This is a genomic window from Polaromonas sp. P4_F6 (genome assembly GCF_056401275.1).
Window position 1 is genome coordinate 68,641 of the sequence record NZ_JBFUJQ010000003.1, and the last position, 16,353, is coordinate 84,993.

Below are 16,353 nucleotides of genomic sequence, written 5' to 3' on the forward strand. Positions count from 1 at the left end.
AGACATTCGACGCCTATGCGCGGCGCGCCTGCTCTGCGGCCTTGTGCTGGCGCGCGAAACTTTTGGCCAGGTCCAGGAAATTCTTTTCAGCCGGCGAGTCGCTGTCATCCCGGCTCACCAGCGTGATGGGCGCCACGAGCGCGGGCCTGGCATTGCGGATGCGGCAGTACACCACGCTCTCGCGGTGGAAATTCTTCATCGAGGCGGGAACGACGGAGACGCCCGCGCCGGCCGCGACCAGGCTGATGTTGGTCAGCATGCGCTCGACCTCGGTGGCGATCTTGAGCGTGAAGCCCGCCTGTTCGCAGGCCTCGATCAGGTCCGAATACATGCCCGGCGCGCCGTGCCTGCGCACCAGGATGAACTGCTCATCGGCCAGGGACCTCAGGTCAATGACCGGCATCTTGTCCTTGGCGGCACCCGCGACCAGCGCGTGGCCCACCGGCAGGATCAGCAGCATCTCTTCTTCCAGCAAGGAGAAAAACCGCACGCCGCGCGGATGGCTGACGGGCGAACGCAAAATCGCGACATCGACCTTGCCCCGGTCTATGCCTTCGGTCAGCTCGGCCGCATTGGCTTCGCGCAGGTCCAGGTGGACATCGGGATAGGCGTCGCGGTAGGCGCGGATGATGCCGGGAATCAAGGGATGGGCCGCGGCCGAACTGGTAAAGCCTATGGCCAGCGTGCCTTCAAACCCCTGCGCGGCGCGCGCCGCGCGCGCCGAGGCCTGCTCAACGCCGCGCAGTATGGCCTTGGCCTCCTGCACAAACACGGCGCCGCCGGCCGTCAGCGCCGCGCCCTTGGGATGGCGGCGGAACAACTCGAAGCCCAGCTCTTCTTCCAGCAGCCGGATCTGGTGGCTCAGGGGCGGCTGCTGCATGTTCAGCCGCTCGGCGGCGCGCGTGAAATGCTGCTCCTCGGCAACCATCAGGAAGTAGCGCAGATGTCTAAGTTCCATCGCCTCAACCTATCTTTTAAAGATATTAGGAATATTGCCTCCGGATTTTATGCATATGCCCTCGGTGCGGGTGACACCTTCGCGTCTTTACACTCGCCGTCCATCCCCAAAAATCCACCGTACGGCGCGGCTCGCGAAGCTCCGCGGCAGGATCACCCGTAGACTGGGCGGTCGATGACCAGAACCAGAAAAACGCTTCGCCATCCCATCGCGCAGATGGCCCTCGCCTTTGCCGCCGGCATGCTGCTGGGGCATTTTTTCCCTTCAGCCGGCACACTGATGAAACCCCTGAGCGACGGCTTTCTGCGCCTGATCGGCATGCTGATCGGCGTGCTGATTTTTTGCCTGGTGGTGTCAGGCATCGCCGGCATGCGCAACCGGCTGCAGGCAACACAGGTCGGCGTCAAGGCATTCTTCTACTTCGAGGCCATGACCGTGCTCTCGCTGGCCGCGGGCATGGTGGGCGCCCTGCTGCTGGCGCCCGGCAAAGGCTTCGCGCCGGTTTTTGCCGCCGAGGCCGCGCAGCGCGCGGCGCCCGCACCGGCCGCGCAAAACACGAGCGATTTTTTGCTGGACATCATTCCCTCGACATTCACCGGCGCATTCACCGGCAACAACACCCTGCAGGTCCTGCTGCTGGCACTATTGACGGGCATCGCGCTGGCGCGCGTGGGCGAGCGCGGCCGCGGTCTGCTGGAACTCATAGAAGGCGTGCAGCAGGTGTTTTACGGCATGGTCGGCATGGTCCTGAAGCTCGCGCCGCTGGCCGCCTTCGGCGCCGTGGCTTTCATGATAGGCCGCTACGGCATATCCTCGGCGCTGCCGCTGCTGAATTTTCTCGCCGCGATCTACCTGGTCAGCGTCCTGTTCGTCTTCGTCGTGATGGGCCTGGTCGCGCGCGCCGCCGGCTGCAACATCTTTCGCCTGGTCGCCTACGTGAAGGAAGAGCTGATGCTGGTCTTTTTCACCAGCTCATCGATCGCCGCCCTGCCGGGCCTGGTCGAGAAGCTGGAAAAAATGGGCTGCGCCAAACCCGTGGTGCGCCTGATGCTGCCGGCCGGCTACAGCTTCAACCTGAACGGCAGCAATCTTTACATCGCGATGGCGGCGGTCTTCCTGGCGCAGGTGGCGCATGTCGACCTGGGGTTCTGGCAGCTGCTGTCGCTGCTGGGCATCATGATGCTGACGTCCAAGAGCGCCGCCAGCGTCGCCGGTTCGTCCTTCGTGGCCCTGACCGCGACGCTGGCCAGCCTGAACCTGATTCCCCTGACCGGCATGGTCTTGCTGCTGGGCGTGGAGCGGCTGATGAAATGCCGCTCCCTCACCAACGTGATCGGCAACTGTGTGGCCTGCGTCGCCGTCTGCGCCTGGGAAAAAACGCTGGACCGCCAGGCCATGCATCAAGCCCTGTCGGGCAAGGACCTGCCGGCCGCCGCCAACCAGGTCTGATGCAGGCGGTCGCCCAGGCACTCCGCGCGGCCCAGGAACAGGGCATCCAGGCACTCGGGCCGCTCCAGCCGGCGGTAGAGCGCGGCCCGCTCCTCGTAGTCGTCGGCCATGCGGATGGCGGCCGCGACGTAGCCCTCCACGCTGGCGGCAATGCTCCAGTCCGGCAGGCCCAGGCGCCGGAACAGGGCCTCGTCAATATGCTCGAACACCTCGGGCCCCGTCTTGCACACGCCGGGCAGGCCGACTGTCATCGCGTCGGTGATGCCGTTGGTGTTGCCGAAAGGGAAAGGGCTCAAAAACATGTCACAGCGGCTGAAGATAGCAAGGTAGTCCGGGTAGGGCTGGTGGGCGTAGACCTCGGCGTCCGGCAGGTAGCGGCGTACCACCCTTAGCACCTGCGGGTAGATCAGGCCGGTCGCCTGCCCGATCAGGAAATGAAAGCGCACCTGCTTGCGCGAGCCGGCGCGTATTTTCTGGCAGGCCAGCAAAAATTTCGGGTTGAGCTTCATGGTGGTCGAGGCCACCGCGATGTTGACCACGGGCGAGTCCTGCCGCTGCGGCCTCTCCAGCGAGACCGCTATGGCGGACGGCCGGTAAGGCTGGCCGTCCTTGGGCAGGCGCAGCAGGGTTTCGCTGAAGCAGGCCGGGTCGCCGACAAAATCGTCTTCCACGCTGATGTAGTCGATGCGGTCGGAGTGGGTGGTGGCCGGATGGCCCAGCGCGGCCACCTGCACCGGTGCCAGGCGCTGGTTGGCCGCGAACATGGTGATGGGAAACATGCCGACGCTGGGCATGTAGAACACCGCGGGCTTGAGGGCGCAGGCCAGCATGTGCAGCTGGCGCAGGCAGGCCATCATGTCGTTGGGCGCCTCGAAATCCACGACCTCGTCGAACACCGCCCGGCCCAGCTCGTCGATGTTGCCGGGATAGGCGACGGCCACCACGTAAAAATGCCGGCGCGCGGCCTCCATGCTCCTGGAGTGCGTGCGGTAAATCGAATGCCCGCCGGAAAACCACTCGAGCAGCACCAGCATGACGGGCTTGTCCGTGCTGGCCGGAGCCAGGGTGAGGGGCACCCGGGCCAGGCCCAGCGCCTCCAGCTTCTTGCGGATCAGGCGGTTGATGGGGCGCTTGATCTCGTGGCGGCCGGGCAGGTCGGCATAGCTGCAGTGCATGTACACGTCGTGCAGGATGCCCAGCGGCAGCAGGTCCAGGCTGTCGATTTCCTCAAGGTGGTCGGGCAGCCAGGCCAGCAGCGCTTCGCGTTTGGAGTGTGCAGCGGGTGAGCCGAGAAAGCGCGGCGAAAGCAGGGCCGTGAACAGCGCGGCGGCCAGTTTTTTGTTCTGCCGCCACAGCAGTTCCGCGTCCAGCGGGATTTCCGATTCGGGCGAATACAGGATGCAGAACTTCACCAGGTCCTGCTCGCTCACGTGGAACTCCGGCGCGCCCGGGCCCAGGAAGTTGAGCGACTTCAGGATGTGGTCGCAGTGGACGAAGGCGCTGGCGGCAAACAGCGCCGAGAGCCAGCGCTGGAAGTTGATGAACTGGCCGAAACCGTTTGGCGTGACGTGAAAGCCCGGGTCGGAAAACAGCGCCGAGATGGCGCTGGTGATGCGGGTCAAGCCGTGCGCGTCGCGCTCTTGCGCGCCCACGGCGGCCGACAGGCTGAGCGCGAAGTTGCCGTCCAGGTTGCCGTAATTCCTGTCTATGAGCAGCAGCAGCTTGACCAGCTCGCGCGCGGCCGGCTCCTGCTGCCGGGAGTAGCACAGGTATTCGAAGTTCTCGAGCGAAAAGATGTCCTCAGCCATGGCGCCCCTCCAGCAACGCCAGTATCACCGTTTCCGACACCAGGCTCACTGGAACAGCCCGGAAAAAGTGCGGTCCAGCTTCTGCTGGGCCAGCGCGAGTTTTTCTTCCTGCGCCTTGAGCCAGGCGGCGTCCTGGTCCAGCCTGCGCTTCTCGGCCGCCAGCATTCTGGCGGTCTCCGCACGCTGCGGGCCGCCCAGGCCTTTGCTCGAGGCCAGCATGTTCTGCGCGCTCAGCGCGGTCTGATAGCGTTCCTGCGTGAGCGGGAATTCCGTGCGCGGGAAGTCAAAGGCCTTCACCGCTTCGGTGTACAGCTGCTTGACGACGTCAAAGGGAATCTCGGCGGGCTTGAGCTTGTTGGCGCGCCCGTAGCTGACCAGCTCCGAGGCGAAATGGTGGCCGACCCGGAAGGGGACATCGGAGTCGCGCTGCAGGATGTCGGCCAGCTCGGTGGTGGTGGAGTAATCAGCCTCGACTTCCTGCAGGGCGCGGCTGCGGTCTATGACGAGGTTGTTCATCAGCTCGGCCAGCTTCACAAAGGCATCGGTGGTGAGCTCCAGGGTTTTTTCGACCTGGTCGCGTTTGTAGTCGGGCATGCCGGGCGTGACGTTGTGCGCCTCCAGCTGGTAGGTGAAGGCGCGGCCCACCACCTCGCTGGCCTGCAGCCGCAGCACGTTAAGGGCATAAGGGTTGCGCTTTTGCGGCATGATGCTGCTGGTGCCGGTGAGCCGGCCTTCCTGCAGGGTGATCCAGGGCACGGCCTGGTGGTACTGGGTGTGCATGTCCTGCACCAGCAGGCCCATCATCAGCGCCGCATTGCTGCACAGGCCCACCAGTTCCACGCCCTGGTCCAGCGCGCCGAGCTGCGCCGCGTCGTAGGAATTTTCCAGCGCGCCGTCAAAACCCAGCAGTTCCGCCAGGCGCTCGCGGTTGACCGGGAAGCTCGAGGTGCCGAGCGCGCCCGCGCCCAGCGGGCTCAGGTTCAGGCGCGCATAGGCTTCCTTCAGGCGCGCGCTGTCGCGCCCGAAGACCGAGGCAAAAGCCAGCAGGTAGTGCGCGTAAGTGGTGGGCTGGGCCTGCACGCCGTTGGTATAGGCCGGCACGATGGTGTCCAGGTTTTTCCCGGCCACGGCCAGCAACTGCGCTTTCGACTGGATCATCGCGGCCATCAGGGCCAGCGCGCGCTCGCGCTGCATCAAGCGCCGTGTGGTGGACAGCATGTCCTGGCGGCTGCGGCCCGAATGCATGCGCGAGCCGTCGGGGCCGGCCAGCGCCAGGATCAGCGGCTCGTACTGCAGGTAGTCCCCCGGGCGTTTGGCGCCCGGCTGGCTGCCGTCCCGGATCACCTGGTCGACCGCTCGCGCGATCTTTTTGCCGAGCTCGGGCGGGACGATCCGGGTCTCCACCACCATCACGGTGGAAGCCTTGTTCATCTCGCCAAGGAAATGGAAATTGTCGTGCTCGGCCTTCCCGGAGGTTTTGTCCGTGGCGATGGCCGCGCCGCACAGCGATGCCAGCAGCAGCGCAAGCAGCACCAGCCGCCCGGTCCGGCGCGGCGGCACGAAGCGAATGGTCGCCGCGGCGGGCGCGGGTTCAAGGCGTCGCATCGTCTTTTCCTCCGGCGGATGCATTGAGACTGGAGCCTGGCGACAGCACCGAAATGGTGAGCTTGTCCGTACCGTTGCCCGCAGGCGGGAGCGCGGTGTCGGCAAGCGGCGCCATCCAGTCGCCGCCGGTCATTTCGGTCTGCAGCGCGGCGGTGGCGCCAGCCGACGCGGCACTGGTCAGGCTGTTGTTGATGGTGCCGCCCAGGCTGCGCAGCACGGTGCCGGAGCCAGTGGCGGCAATCGTCGTGACATCCGAGGACTGGCTGAAAGCCTGCCCGTTGGGCGCGCTGGCGCTGATGAGCAGCAGGCCGTTTTCCACCTGCAGCTTGTTGGTGCCGCCGTCTATGCGCACGCCGTAGCTGCCGCCCGAACCCGAAACGCGCAGGCTGCCGTCGCCGCCCGTGCTGACGGTGTTGAAGGCATTGGCGCTGCTGCCGACGATGGAGAGCCCCTCGCCGGAGCCGGCGGCCGTCGCCTGGATGTCGATATCGCCGCTGCCCGAGGTGATGCTGACGCCGTTGGCGGAGCCCGAGGCCGCGCTGCGCAGCAGCACCGCCGGCGCGGCCGAGGCCGGGCCGCTGTTGCCGGTGACCGAGAGCTTGCCCGACACCGTGGAGATGGCGGCGGAACTGGTCGCCGTCGAAGGGTAGAGGGTGACGCCGCTGCCGTAGATGGAATTGCCGGCCACGCTCACCGTGCCGCTGCCGGTGGCGCGAATGACGTTGTTGCCGGTCAGCACGCCCACGCCGTCGCCGTAGACGCTGCTGCCGGTGATCGCGAGCGCGCCGTTCTCGACGCTGAGCAGCGCCTTGCCGCCGCCGTAGATGCTGACGCCGTTGCCCTGGTCGGCGGCATTGCCGACCAGCGTCACATTGCCCGCGCCGGTGGTCTGGATGCGGTTGGCGACGTTCTGGATGGCGATGCCGTGGTCCAGTTCCGCGATGTTCGGCGAGTGGAAGTTGCCCATCAGCGTGATGTTGCCGCCCTGCGAGGCGATGTTGTTGACCGAATTGGTGCTCGAAGCGCTGCCGCCCAGCGAGATGGCGTCCGAGGTGCCTATGGAGTCGCCGCGGAAAGTAATGTCGCCGCTCACGGTGGTGACGTTGACGCCGTTGGCGTTGCCGGTGGAGTTCAGGAAGATACCGTAGCCGCCGAAGCTGCTGGTGCTGTTGCCGTTGACGGCAATGGCGCCGCTGCCGGTCGTGATGTTGATCGCCGCATTGGCGCCGGAGGGCGCGATGTCCACGCCCCGGCCCGAGTAGCTGGTGCCGTCCAGCGTCAGCGCGCCCGACTGCGTGCCCAGGTTGATGCTGGCGTAGGCGCCGCTGGCGTCCAGCGACACGGCCTTGAACGAGCCGGTGGTGGGGTTGACCACGCTGTTGTTGGCCAGCAGCTTGAGCGCGCCGGCCGTGGTGTTGATGTTGATCCTCGAAGCGGTGGCCGCGCTGGCGCCGCTGCCCGAGCTCAGCAGCCCCAGCGCCGGCGTCGTGCCGCCCGAGGTGTTGCCGGCCACGGTGATGGCGCCGTCCGAGAAAATGCTGATGGAGGAGCCCGAGCCCGTCGAATTGAGCACCGTGCCGTAGCTGCCGGTGCTGCTGCCGCCCAGCGTGATGGCGCCGCCGGCCGTGGCATTGAGCACCACGCCGCCGGTGCCCGAGGCCGCCAGGTAAACGCCGCGGCCGGCGCCGGCAAAGCCGTTGGAATTGGCCTGCACGGTCAGGTTTCCGCTGCCCACGGTGAGTTGCTGCGAGGAGCCGCTGGCGGTCGAGCAGATCAGCACACCGAAACCTGAAGTCGCGTTGCCGCTGATCGTCAGATTGCCGGAGCCGCTGGCGGCCAGGGTGTTGTTGGTGCTGAAGATGCGTGTGCCGTTGCCGCTGCCCAGATTGGTGCTGTCCACCGTGATGGAGCCGGCGCCGCTGGTCTGCACGTTGCTGCCGCCTGTGAGCACAAAGGCGTCGCCGGTCGCGCCGGCGATGCCAACGTTGGCCAGGATGGCGATGTTGCCGCCGCCGGCATTGAGCGTGGAGCCGGAGATATTCACCGCGCTGCTGGTGGAGCTTGTCGAGGTGGAGGCGCCGCGTATCGTGATGTTGCCGCCGCTGGTGCTCAGCGTGGTGCCCGCGGTGATCGCCACGCCCGAGGCGCTGCTCTGGTTGGTGGCGGCATAGCCGGTCAGCGGATTGCTGCCGCCCCTGATGGTGATGGCCCCGCCGTTGGTGGTGATGGTGCTGCCTGTCAATGCCACCGAGCCGTTGCCGGTATCGCCATAGTTGGAGACCAGCGAGACGTTGAGGCTTTTGCCGGTGCCGTTGGAAATGACACGGCCGCTGCCCATGATGATGTTGCGGTGCGCCTGCAGGGTCAGAGAGGCATTGCCCACCCCCTTGACGTTGTCCAGCACATTGATGTCGCCCGAGGTGCCGCCGACGGCGGAGGTTTGGACAATCACGTTGGCGCCTTCGGACAGCGAGGCGTTGAGGACGGCCGAGCTCAGGTTGGAGCTGGCCGCGCCGCTGGAGGTGAAGGGCGAGCTCGAGGTCGCGCCGACGCTTGCCGTGCTTGTGATGTTGATGTTGTAGGGGTCGATCAGCCAGGTGCCGCCCTTGCCGGAGGCTGCGCTGATATCCACCGAACCCGTCGCCTCCAGGGCGTGGCCCGAGGTCTCGACCAGGCCACCGCTGCCGGTCTGCCCGCCGCCCAGCACGGTGATGCCGCCGTGAAAGCGCGTGCTGTCGGTGGACCACAGGATGACCTTGCCGCCGTCGCCACTGCTGATCGCGTCAGCGTTGATGCGGGCGTCTTCGCCCATGAAGGTTCCCACGGCCTGGCGCTCGGTGCCGCTGCCCTGGTAGTTGCCGCCGACCAGCACGGTGCCGCCGCCGGCGTCACCCGAGGCGTCTATGCGCGCGCCGTCGAACACACCGACGTACTGGCCCAGGGCCTTGAAGCTGCCGCCGGTTTCGCCGGCGCCGCGGCCCGAGACGTCGACACGGCCGCTCACCGCGACGACACCCGCGCCGCCGCCGTCCAGCAGCACGGCGCCGTTGCGGCGCTGCAGGCTGGTCGCCTCGATCACGCCCTCGTTGTTGACCACATGAGACAGCAGTGCGTCGCCGGAGCGTGCCGACATGACGACCACGCCGCCATTGGCCTTGAGCAGGCCCTGGTTCACCACGCTGGCGCCCAGCGCGGGGTCGCTGATCTGCATATTGATCAGGCCGTCGCCATTGAAGTCCAGTGTGACTTTTTCGCCGGCGCCCAGCATGACGCTGCCCAGGCGGGCCGTGATGCTGCCTTCGTTGCGCACCTGCGCGCCCAGCAGCGCCACGTAGCCACCGTCGGCCGCGACGATGCTGCCCTGGTTGATCACGGCGCCGCCCGCCCCACCCGCGCCGCCGGCTTCAAAACGGTTGGTGCCGGCCATGAAATTGGCGTCGGAGAGGTTCAGCGAGCTGGCCACCAGGCCGCCGACGTTGACGGCCGAGCCCTGGCCGAACAGGATGCCCGAGGGGTTGATCAGGTAGACCTGCCCGTTGGCATTGAGCTGGCCCATGATCTGCGAGGCGTCACTGGAGGTGACCCGGTTGAGCGCCACCGACGAGGCCGAGGGCTGCGCGAAATTGACCCTGGCCGCGCTGCCGATGTTGAAGGTGTTCCAGGTCGCGGCCATGCGGTCGCTGCCCTGCACCACGTTCATCACGTTGCCGCTCTGGCTGATGCTGCCGCTGCCGGCCGTGACCTGGCCGCCGGTCGGCAGGGCGCCGGGGTCCAGCGCGTATACCCGCAGCGGGTAGATGCTGCACAGCGCCGACAGCATGGCGGCCGTCAGCGGCGTCAGCCTCGGGCGGTTTTTGCGCGCCGCATGAATGGAAGAAGCCGGGGAAGGTTGGTGCGTCATGGCGAGCCCCTCAGAATGTGTAGTTGATACCGACACCGATCGCGCGAATCGTGGTGCCCACGCCGGAGGTGCCGAACACGCCGGCGACGGCGTAGTTGTAGTTGGCCAGCGGCTGGTTGCGCAGCACCACATACTGGCCGAAGATCCTCAGCTGCTTGCTCCAGTTGTAGGAAAAGCCGATGGCCTGGGAGGTCGCGCCCATGCCCTCGGTCGAGCAGTTCACGCCGTTGCCGGAAATCATGGTGCAGTCGCCCGCGAAGGCCTTGGCATGGCTGGCGCGCAGCTGCCAGGCGCCTATCTTGTGGGTGACGCCGACCATGTAGGCGCGGCGGCGGTAGCTGGACATGTCGCTGGAGGTGACGCTGGTGTTGACGACGCCGGATTCGGCGTAGCGCAGTTCGTCGGCGATCAGCGAGACCTTGGTGTCGCCGAAGTCGTAGGCCACGCCGTAGCGCACGCTGTAGTCGTCCGAGGTGGTGCCCTGCGTGACATGGGTGTTGGTGCCCACGCCGCGCGCGTTGCGGCCCAGGCTGGCGATGCCGAAGTAATTGATGTGCTGCTCGGCCGCCACCACGGCGGAGAAGCCGCCGTTCTCGTAGGACAGGCTGCCGCCGTAGAGGTAGCCGGTGTCAACATCAGGTGCGGCCTTCATGCCGTTGTTCGAATACGCCAGCTTGAGCTGGAAACCCCCCATCTTGGGCGTCCAGTAGCCGTACACGCCGGCCTGGCGCCGGTTGAAGGCGGCATCGTCGTTGTTGTTGACCGCCGCCGTGCCCACCGGGCCCGAATTCCGGGTGATGCTGGTGGCAAAGCCCGGCGAGCCGATGATGTTGTAGTGGGCCGCGCTGGTGGTGGCGCCGAAGGGGTCGAAGGAAGTCGTGCTTTCTTTCAGCGGCATGTCCCAGTTGCCGTACATCGCGGTGCCGGCCTCGGGATGGGCGACGGCCACGCCGGTGTTGCGCAGCTCCTGCCTGTGTGTCCAGTCGGGCGAGGCATCGACGCCGGCGGCGCCCGCGCTCAGCGACAGGCCCAGCTCCAGCTGCCACAGCAGCTTCCACTGTTCATAGACCGGGATGCCGCCGCGCGCGCCTATATAAGAGACGTTGTCGCGCGCGCGCCAGAAGCCCGACATATTGCGCCCGTTGGGCGTGGCCAGCTTGCTCTGGTCGGCGGGCGCCGCGGGCGTGGAGTCCGAGCGGCTCACGTATTCGGGGATGATGCCCAGCGAGCCGTAAAACAGCATGCCGTCCTGCGCTTCCTCAAAATCCTCGCCGCGGTTGCCGCCGCTGCTGCTGGAGGCCAGGCCGGTGAAGGCCTGGGGCGACCCCGAGACCGACAGCCACAGGCGGCGTGCGCTTTTCGGTTCGCTGCTCGGGTTGACGCCGGGCGACATCGCCAAACTCGCGTTAAACACCAGGTCCTTGTGGTAGACGTTCAGGCCCACACCGTAGCCGTAGCGGCTGGCGCGGTTTTCACTGGCATCCCAGGGTTTTTTGTTGATGGTCACGCGCCCCGCATCGGCAAACAGCGCGCCTTCCACCACCGCGTTGCCGACGACGCCCAGGGTTTTGCGCAGCTCCAGCCGGGCCAGCATGCCCTGGTCGCCGGCAGCTTCGCCGGCCGGGTAGGCGCGCACGCCGTTCGAGCCGCCCAGGCTCATTTTTTCCGACGCGTCCAGGTTCTTGTCGGCGTACTGCGCGCTGACGGAGCCCAGCAGCGAGAAGCCGCCGCCCAGCTGCTGCTGGCGGCTATAGGACAGGTTGAGTTTTTTGTAGTCGCCGGCCGCATTGGCCGTGAAGCGGTCCAGCGCGGCGTCGTTGGCAGTTTCTTTTTTCAGGTGGCCCATGCCCATGCGCACATTCCAGCTGTTGCTGGCCGGCGCACCGGTCAAATCGTCGCGCCAGTCGCCGGACAGGCCCGCGCTCAGCACATGGGCGGATTTGTCGACGGTGGTGCCGCCTGTGGTGTCCTGGAAATGCCGGTATTCCGCCGCCAGCGAGGCATTGATGTTGGCGCGCCGGCTGCGCAGCAGCGCGGCGTTGAGGAACAGCGTGCTGATGCGGGCTTCGCCGCTGGCCTGGACCTCCTTGAGGTTTTTGCCGATGTTGTACTGCAGGCCCGCGAAGTTCGCGCCCACCGTCAGGCCCGTTGTGCCCAGGGGCTGCTGGTAGCCCACGCCGGCGATGCGCAGGCCTTCAAACGTCTGCTGCGTGTTCAAGCTGAAGCTTTCGCCCATGCCCAGCGCGTCGTTGAGGCTCAGGTTGGCGGACAGGCGATTGGCGCCCGTGTAAAAGCTGCCGCCGTTGTCTATGCTCACGCGCCCGGTGATCGCGCCCATCTCGCTGAGCTTGACGATGACGTCGGTGGCGCCCGGCTCCGCCGACGGGCGCAGCACCGCCTTGACCGTCATGCCGGCGATGTCGGACAGCCGCAGCAGCGTGTTTTCCAGGTCGCTTTCCTGGATCACCTCGCCCGGCTGCAGCCCCGCGAGGTGCCGGCCTATCAGTTCCGGGTCCAGGCGCACATTGGCGTCGGGCTCGGCCACCACCCGGCCTATGACGCCTTCACGGATGCCCAGGGCGACCACGCCGCCCTGTATTTCCTGCGCCGGCAGGTAGGCGCGCGCCACCAGGTAGCCGCGCGCGCGGTAGTAGGCGGTGATCTTGGCGGCGGCTTTGCCCAGCCCGGCGAAATCCAGCTCGCGGCCGACAAACTCCTGCAACTGGCCTTGCAACTCGGAAGCCGGCAGGGACCGGTTGCCGCTCAACACAAAGGCCGTGACCTGCACGCCCGGCCCGCCCGCGGAAAGGCCCTGGCCTTCATCGCTGCCTTCGGTCTCTTTCTCGATGCGCGCGGGGCGCTGCGCGGGGGCCTGCGCCCCGGTGTTTTCCGTCGGCGAGAGTTGCTGCCGGTTTGCGTCGAACAGGGTGCCGGCGCTGGGCGGCGTCTGCGCATGGACGGCACATGGCAAGGTGAAGGGCGCGGCTGCCAGCATTGCGCAAATCTGCGACGCGAGGATTTTTCGCCGGGGCGCGGCAGGGCGTGGGGATTGCATCATGTTGTCGTTTTCCGTCTTGTTGTTGTGTTCACACCGTCGGCGTTTCTTTTGTGTTGTCTTCGTGTGCCTGTATTTCGGCGCGTCCCTGTTGGTCCCTGTGTGTCCTTGTGCGGTCCCCGCTTTTCGCTAGTGGCCGGCGGCCGGGAAAATTTTTTCGGCGACCTCGCGTGATTCAAAAATGTCGGCCGCCTCGTGGCCCGCGTCCGGCACCACCATGACGGCGCGCGCCACGGGCGTGCCCCATTTGCGGGCCAGAAATTGTTCGTAGCGCAGGTAGTTCCTGTGCCGGTTCAGCCGGTCCGTGCCCTGCATGGCGGCGCCGCAGGATTTGTCGAGGGACTCGTAGGCCGGGTCGTTGTCCTGCGCGCCCACCAGGTAGAGGACTTCGCGCGCCGCATAACGCTTGAACAGCTGTTCGCCGTCCAGGCCCTGCCCGTAGGGGACCATGTTGCCCAGGCCGTAGCGGAAATTGTTGTAGCCGGGGCAGAGGATGCTGTTGACCGGCTTGAAGTCTTCGCCCTCGGGGCGGTTGGCATCCAGGTACAGATAGGAGGACGGACTGGAGACCACATAACGCACGCGTATGCCCGCCTTGCGCAAGGCCTCCTCGCTGTTGTTCAGCACGGCATAACGCTGCATCAGCTGGCCGCCGGCCGAGTGGCCGATGAAGACGATTTCCTTGAGCACGGGGAAGCGCTTGTCCGCGCTCAGATAGCGGGCGATGTCGTCGAGCACGCCGCAGGAGTTGATGGCCTCCTTGCCGCGGGACTCCTGGCATTGCATCCAGTTGCCGCCGCGCCAGAGCGGGATCCTGCCGTCCGGCGACGGGTCCGAGGCCGTCAGGAAATGCGGCACCAGCAGCACGGTGCTGGAGGCGTCCAGCCGCGCAGCCTGCAGCAGCCCCAGGCCCACGCCGAAGTAGCGGTCGGCATCGCGCTGCACACCATGCACAAAAACCACTGCGCGCCGGATGCCGGGGTCAGGCGTGCGCAGGTCGATATTGGAATAGACCGCAAAGGGATAGGCCGCGCCCGCGGTTTCCAGGTCAATCACCTGCTCCTTGGGTGGTTCGCCAGCGGTTTTGTCGGCCGCGGCAAAAAGGCGCACACACAGAAAGGCCAGGCCCATTGCCACGACAACTTGTAACCATCGATTGCGAATGCACGTCATGCCTATACCCCGCTTGTCAAAAATCGGAGATCGACACGGCTTCACGCCTTGTGCGCTATGGCGGCTTCCCCACCTACGCGACACAGATGGACTGCAAGTCCAGCGTTTCCTTGACGATCTTTTGCCCGGCTACCGGGAACGCAAGCTGTAACAACTTGCAAATACCGGCTGTTTGGCGCGATTCTAGGAACGCATGTGCAGCATGTAAAATATCTTAATTCGGGCTATTTGATACTTTTAAAGTATCCAAAAGAGGCTTTCTCCCCTCGCCCGCCCAGGCGGGAGGCCGCCCGGGCCTCCCTGTTCGCAGCCTAGGCTGGCCGTGACGAGCGCGCGCCTATCTGCAGTGCGTGCGGCCCCCGCGCCAGCTGTTCCTTGAGGAACTCGACGCAGACCCTGACCTTGGCCGAGCCGGCCGAGCGGGTGCTGGTCATGGCCCAGACGTCGGCCGGTTCGTGGTGCGTGGGCAGCACCCTTACCACCCGGCCGTCGCGCAAAGGCTGCGCGACATCCCATATCGACAGCAGGCAGATGCCCTTGCCGTCCACGCTCCAGCCTTTCACCACGTCGCTGTGGTTGGAGCTGAAGCGGCTGGTCACCTTGACGGACTCCGGCCCTTTGGGCCCTGTCAGGCGCCAGGTGCCGAAGGGCTGCTCGCGCTCGCGGTACAGCAGGCATTCATGCTCGGCCAGTTCGGCCACCGACTTGGGGTGGCCGCGCCGCGCCAGGTACTCGGGCGAGGCGCACAGGATGCGCCAGCTCTCCACCATGCGCTGCGCAATCAGCTGCGGCTGGGCCGGCTCGCCGACACGGATGTCGAGGTCGAAGTTCTCGCTGACCAGGTCCACGCGCCTGTCCAGCAGTTCGAGCCAGACCTCGATGCGGGGATAGCGCGTGCCAAGCAGGGACAGTATGGGCGCCACATGTTCGCGGCCCAGGCGCTGGCTGGTGGCGATGCGCAACTGGCCCGAGGGCTCGCTCTTGGCGCTGCTGAAGGCCTCGGACATCGCGTTGCTGTCGTCCAGGATGCGCCGCGCCCACTGGTAGGCGCGCTCGCCGTCCTCGGTGATCACCACGCGCCGCGTCGTGCGGTGGAACAGGCGCACACCCAGCTGCGACTCCAGGATGCCTATGCGCTTGCTGATGTGCGCCGGCGTGGTGCCGACCTCCAGCGAAGCGGCGGCAAAGCCGGAGCGGCGAACCACCTCGCAGAACACGTGCAAATCCTTCAGGTCCATGGCCTTGATTATCAACAACTCGTTGAATACGACTCAACTATTTGCGGATTGTAGATATTTCTGTTGTTACTAGACTCCAGCCCAACAGCAGCCCTCATCAAAAAAGGACCCATGAGCAGACTTCCTATCGCCGTGATCGGTGCCGGCCTGATCGGCATCACCCATATAGACCGCGCACTCAAAAGCCCGGACGTGAAACTCGCCGGCATCGCCGACCCGACACCGGCGGCCGCCGACTTCGCAAGCGCCATCGGCGTGCCCTGCTTCCCCGACTACCAAAGCCTGCTGGCCGAAACCAAACCGAAAGGCGTGATCGTCGCGACGCCCAATGTGACGCATGCGCAGATCACGGTCGACTGCCTGGCGCACGGCGCCGCGGTGCTGGTCGAAAAACCCATCGCCGACACCCTGGCCGACGGGCTGCGCATCTGCGAGGCCTCGCGCGCCACCGGGCTGCCGGTGCTGGTGGGCCACCAGCGCCGCCACAACCCCATCATGCGCAAGGCCAAGGCCATCGTGGCCGCCGGCACCCTGGGCCGGCCGGTCAGCGCCACGGTGATGTGCACCTGGCTCAAGCCGCGCGATTATTTCGACGTGGCCTGGCGCCGCGAGCTGGGCGGCGGCCCCATCCTGATCAACCTGATCCACGACATCGACCTGATGCGGCATCTCTACGGGGAAATCGACAGCGTGCAGGCCCTGGCCTCCAGCGCGGTTCGCGGCTTCGGCGTCGAGGACACCGCGGTGGTCGCGCTGCGCTTTCGCAACGGCGCGCTGGGCACGGTCACCGTGTCGGACACGGCGGCCGCGCCCTGGAACTGGGACCTGGCCGCGGGCGAGGCGGAGCGCTTCCCGCGCCAGGACATCAACGCGCATTTCTATTCAGGCACGGAAGGTTCGCTGACCCTGCCGCGCCTGGAAGTCTGGCGCTACCGCCAGGACCAGGGCCCGGCCCAGGGCTGGCACGACCCGCTGACCATGGAGCGCACGGCCCTGCACATTGGCTGCCCCTACACCGAACAGCTACGCCATTTCGCCGCGCTGATTGAGGGCCGCGAAGCACCCGTGTGTTCGGCGCAGGACGGCTTGCGCACGCTGGAGGCGACGCTGGCGGTGACGCAGGCGGCCAAAGCGGGGAGCGCGGTTTCGCTGCCGGTTTGAGAAAC

At 66.4% G+C, this 16,353-nt stretch carries 9 protein-coding genes; 2 read left to right on the forward strand and 7 right to left on the reverse strand.

The window, feature by feature from the left end; translation table 11 throughout:
• Positions 1–13: 13 nt before the first annotated feature.
• Entirely contained in the window at positions 14–958 is a 945-nt protein-coding gene (locus tag AC1DUN_RS09685; RefSeq protein ID WP_477713780.1) for a LysR substrate-binding domain-containing protein, read from the reverse strand.
• Between the two features lie 174 nt (positions 959–1,132).
• On the opposite strand from AC1DUN_RS09685, the gene AC1DUN_RS09690 reads away from it, so the two are divergent.
• Complete coding sequence (locus AC1DUN_RS09690) at positions 1,133–2,407, forward strand: cation:dicarboxylate symporter family transporter (protein WP_477713781.1); 1,275 nt, start codon at positions 1,133–1,135, stop codon at positions 2,405–2,407.
• Here AC1DUN_RS09690 and AC1DUN_RS09695 read toward each other — a convergent pair.
• The 6 genes from AC1DUN_RS09695 to AC1DUN_RS09720 form a co-directional block, all read right to left on the reverse strand.
• Positions 2,359–4,215, reverse strand: coding sequence for a peptide transporter (locus AC1DUN_RS09695; RefSeq protein ID WP_477713782.1), 1,857 nt, complete (start codon positions 4,213–4,215; stop codon positions 2,359–2,361). The two genes, AC1DUN_RS09690 and AC1DUN_RS09695, sit on opposite strands and share 49 nt — an antisense overlap.
• Positions 4,216–4,260: 45 nt before the next feature.
• Entirely contained in the window at positions 4,261–5,820 is a 1,560-nt protein-coding gene (locus tag AC1DUN_RS09700; protein WP_477713783.1) for an argininosuccinate lyase, read from the reverse strand.
• Positions 5,807–9,721, reverse strand: coding sequence for a beta strand repeat-containing protein (locus AC1DUN_RS09705; RefSeq protein ID WP_477713784.1), 3,915 nt, complete (start codon positions 9,719–9,721; stop codon positions 5,807–5,809). Before AC1DUN_RS09705 ends, AC1DUN_RS09700 begins: the two co-directional genes overlap by 14 nt.
• Positions 9,722–9,731: 10 nt before the next feature.
• Positions 9,732–12,779: a ShlB/FhaC/HecB family hemolysin secretion/activation protein gene (locus AC1DUN_RS09710; RefSeq protein ID WP_477713785.1), complete on the reverse strand. Its 3,048-nt coding sequence runs from the start codon at positions 12,777–12,779 to the stop codon at positions 9,732–9,734.
• Positions 12,780–12,905: 126 nt separating this feature from the next.
• Positions 12,906–13,907, reverse strand: coding sequence for an alpha/beta fold hydrolase (locus tag AC1DUN_RS09715; protein ID WP_477714089.1), 1,002 nt, complete (start codon positions 13,905–13,907; stop codon positions 12,906–12,908).
• Positions 13,908–14,260: 353 nt separating this feature from the next.
• Positions 14,261–15,187: a LysR substrate-binding domain-containing protein gene (locus AC1DUN_RS09720; protein ID WP_477713786.1), complete on the reverse strand. Its 927-nt coding sequence runs from the start codon at positions 15,185–15,187 to the stop codon at positions 14,261–14,263.
• Between the two features lie 111 nt (positions 15,188–15,298).
• On the opposite strand from AC1DUN_RS09720, the gene AC1DUN_RS09725 reads away from it, so the two are divergent.
• Complete coding sequence (locus tag AC1DUN_RS09725) at positions 15,299–16,348, forward strand: Gfo/Idh/MocA family protein (RefSeq protein WP_477713787.1); 1,050 nt, start codon at positions 15,299–15,301, stop codon at positions 16,346–16,348.
• The last annotated feature ends 5 nt before the right edge of the window (positions 16,349–16,353 follow it).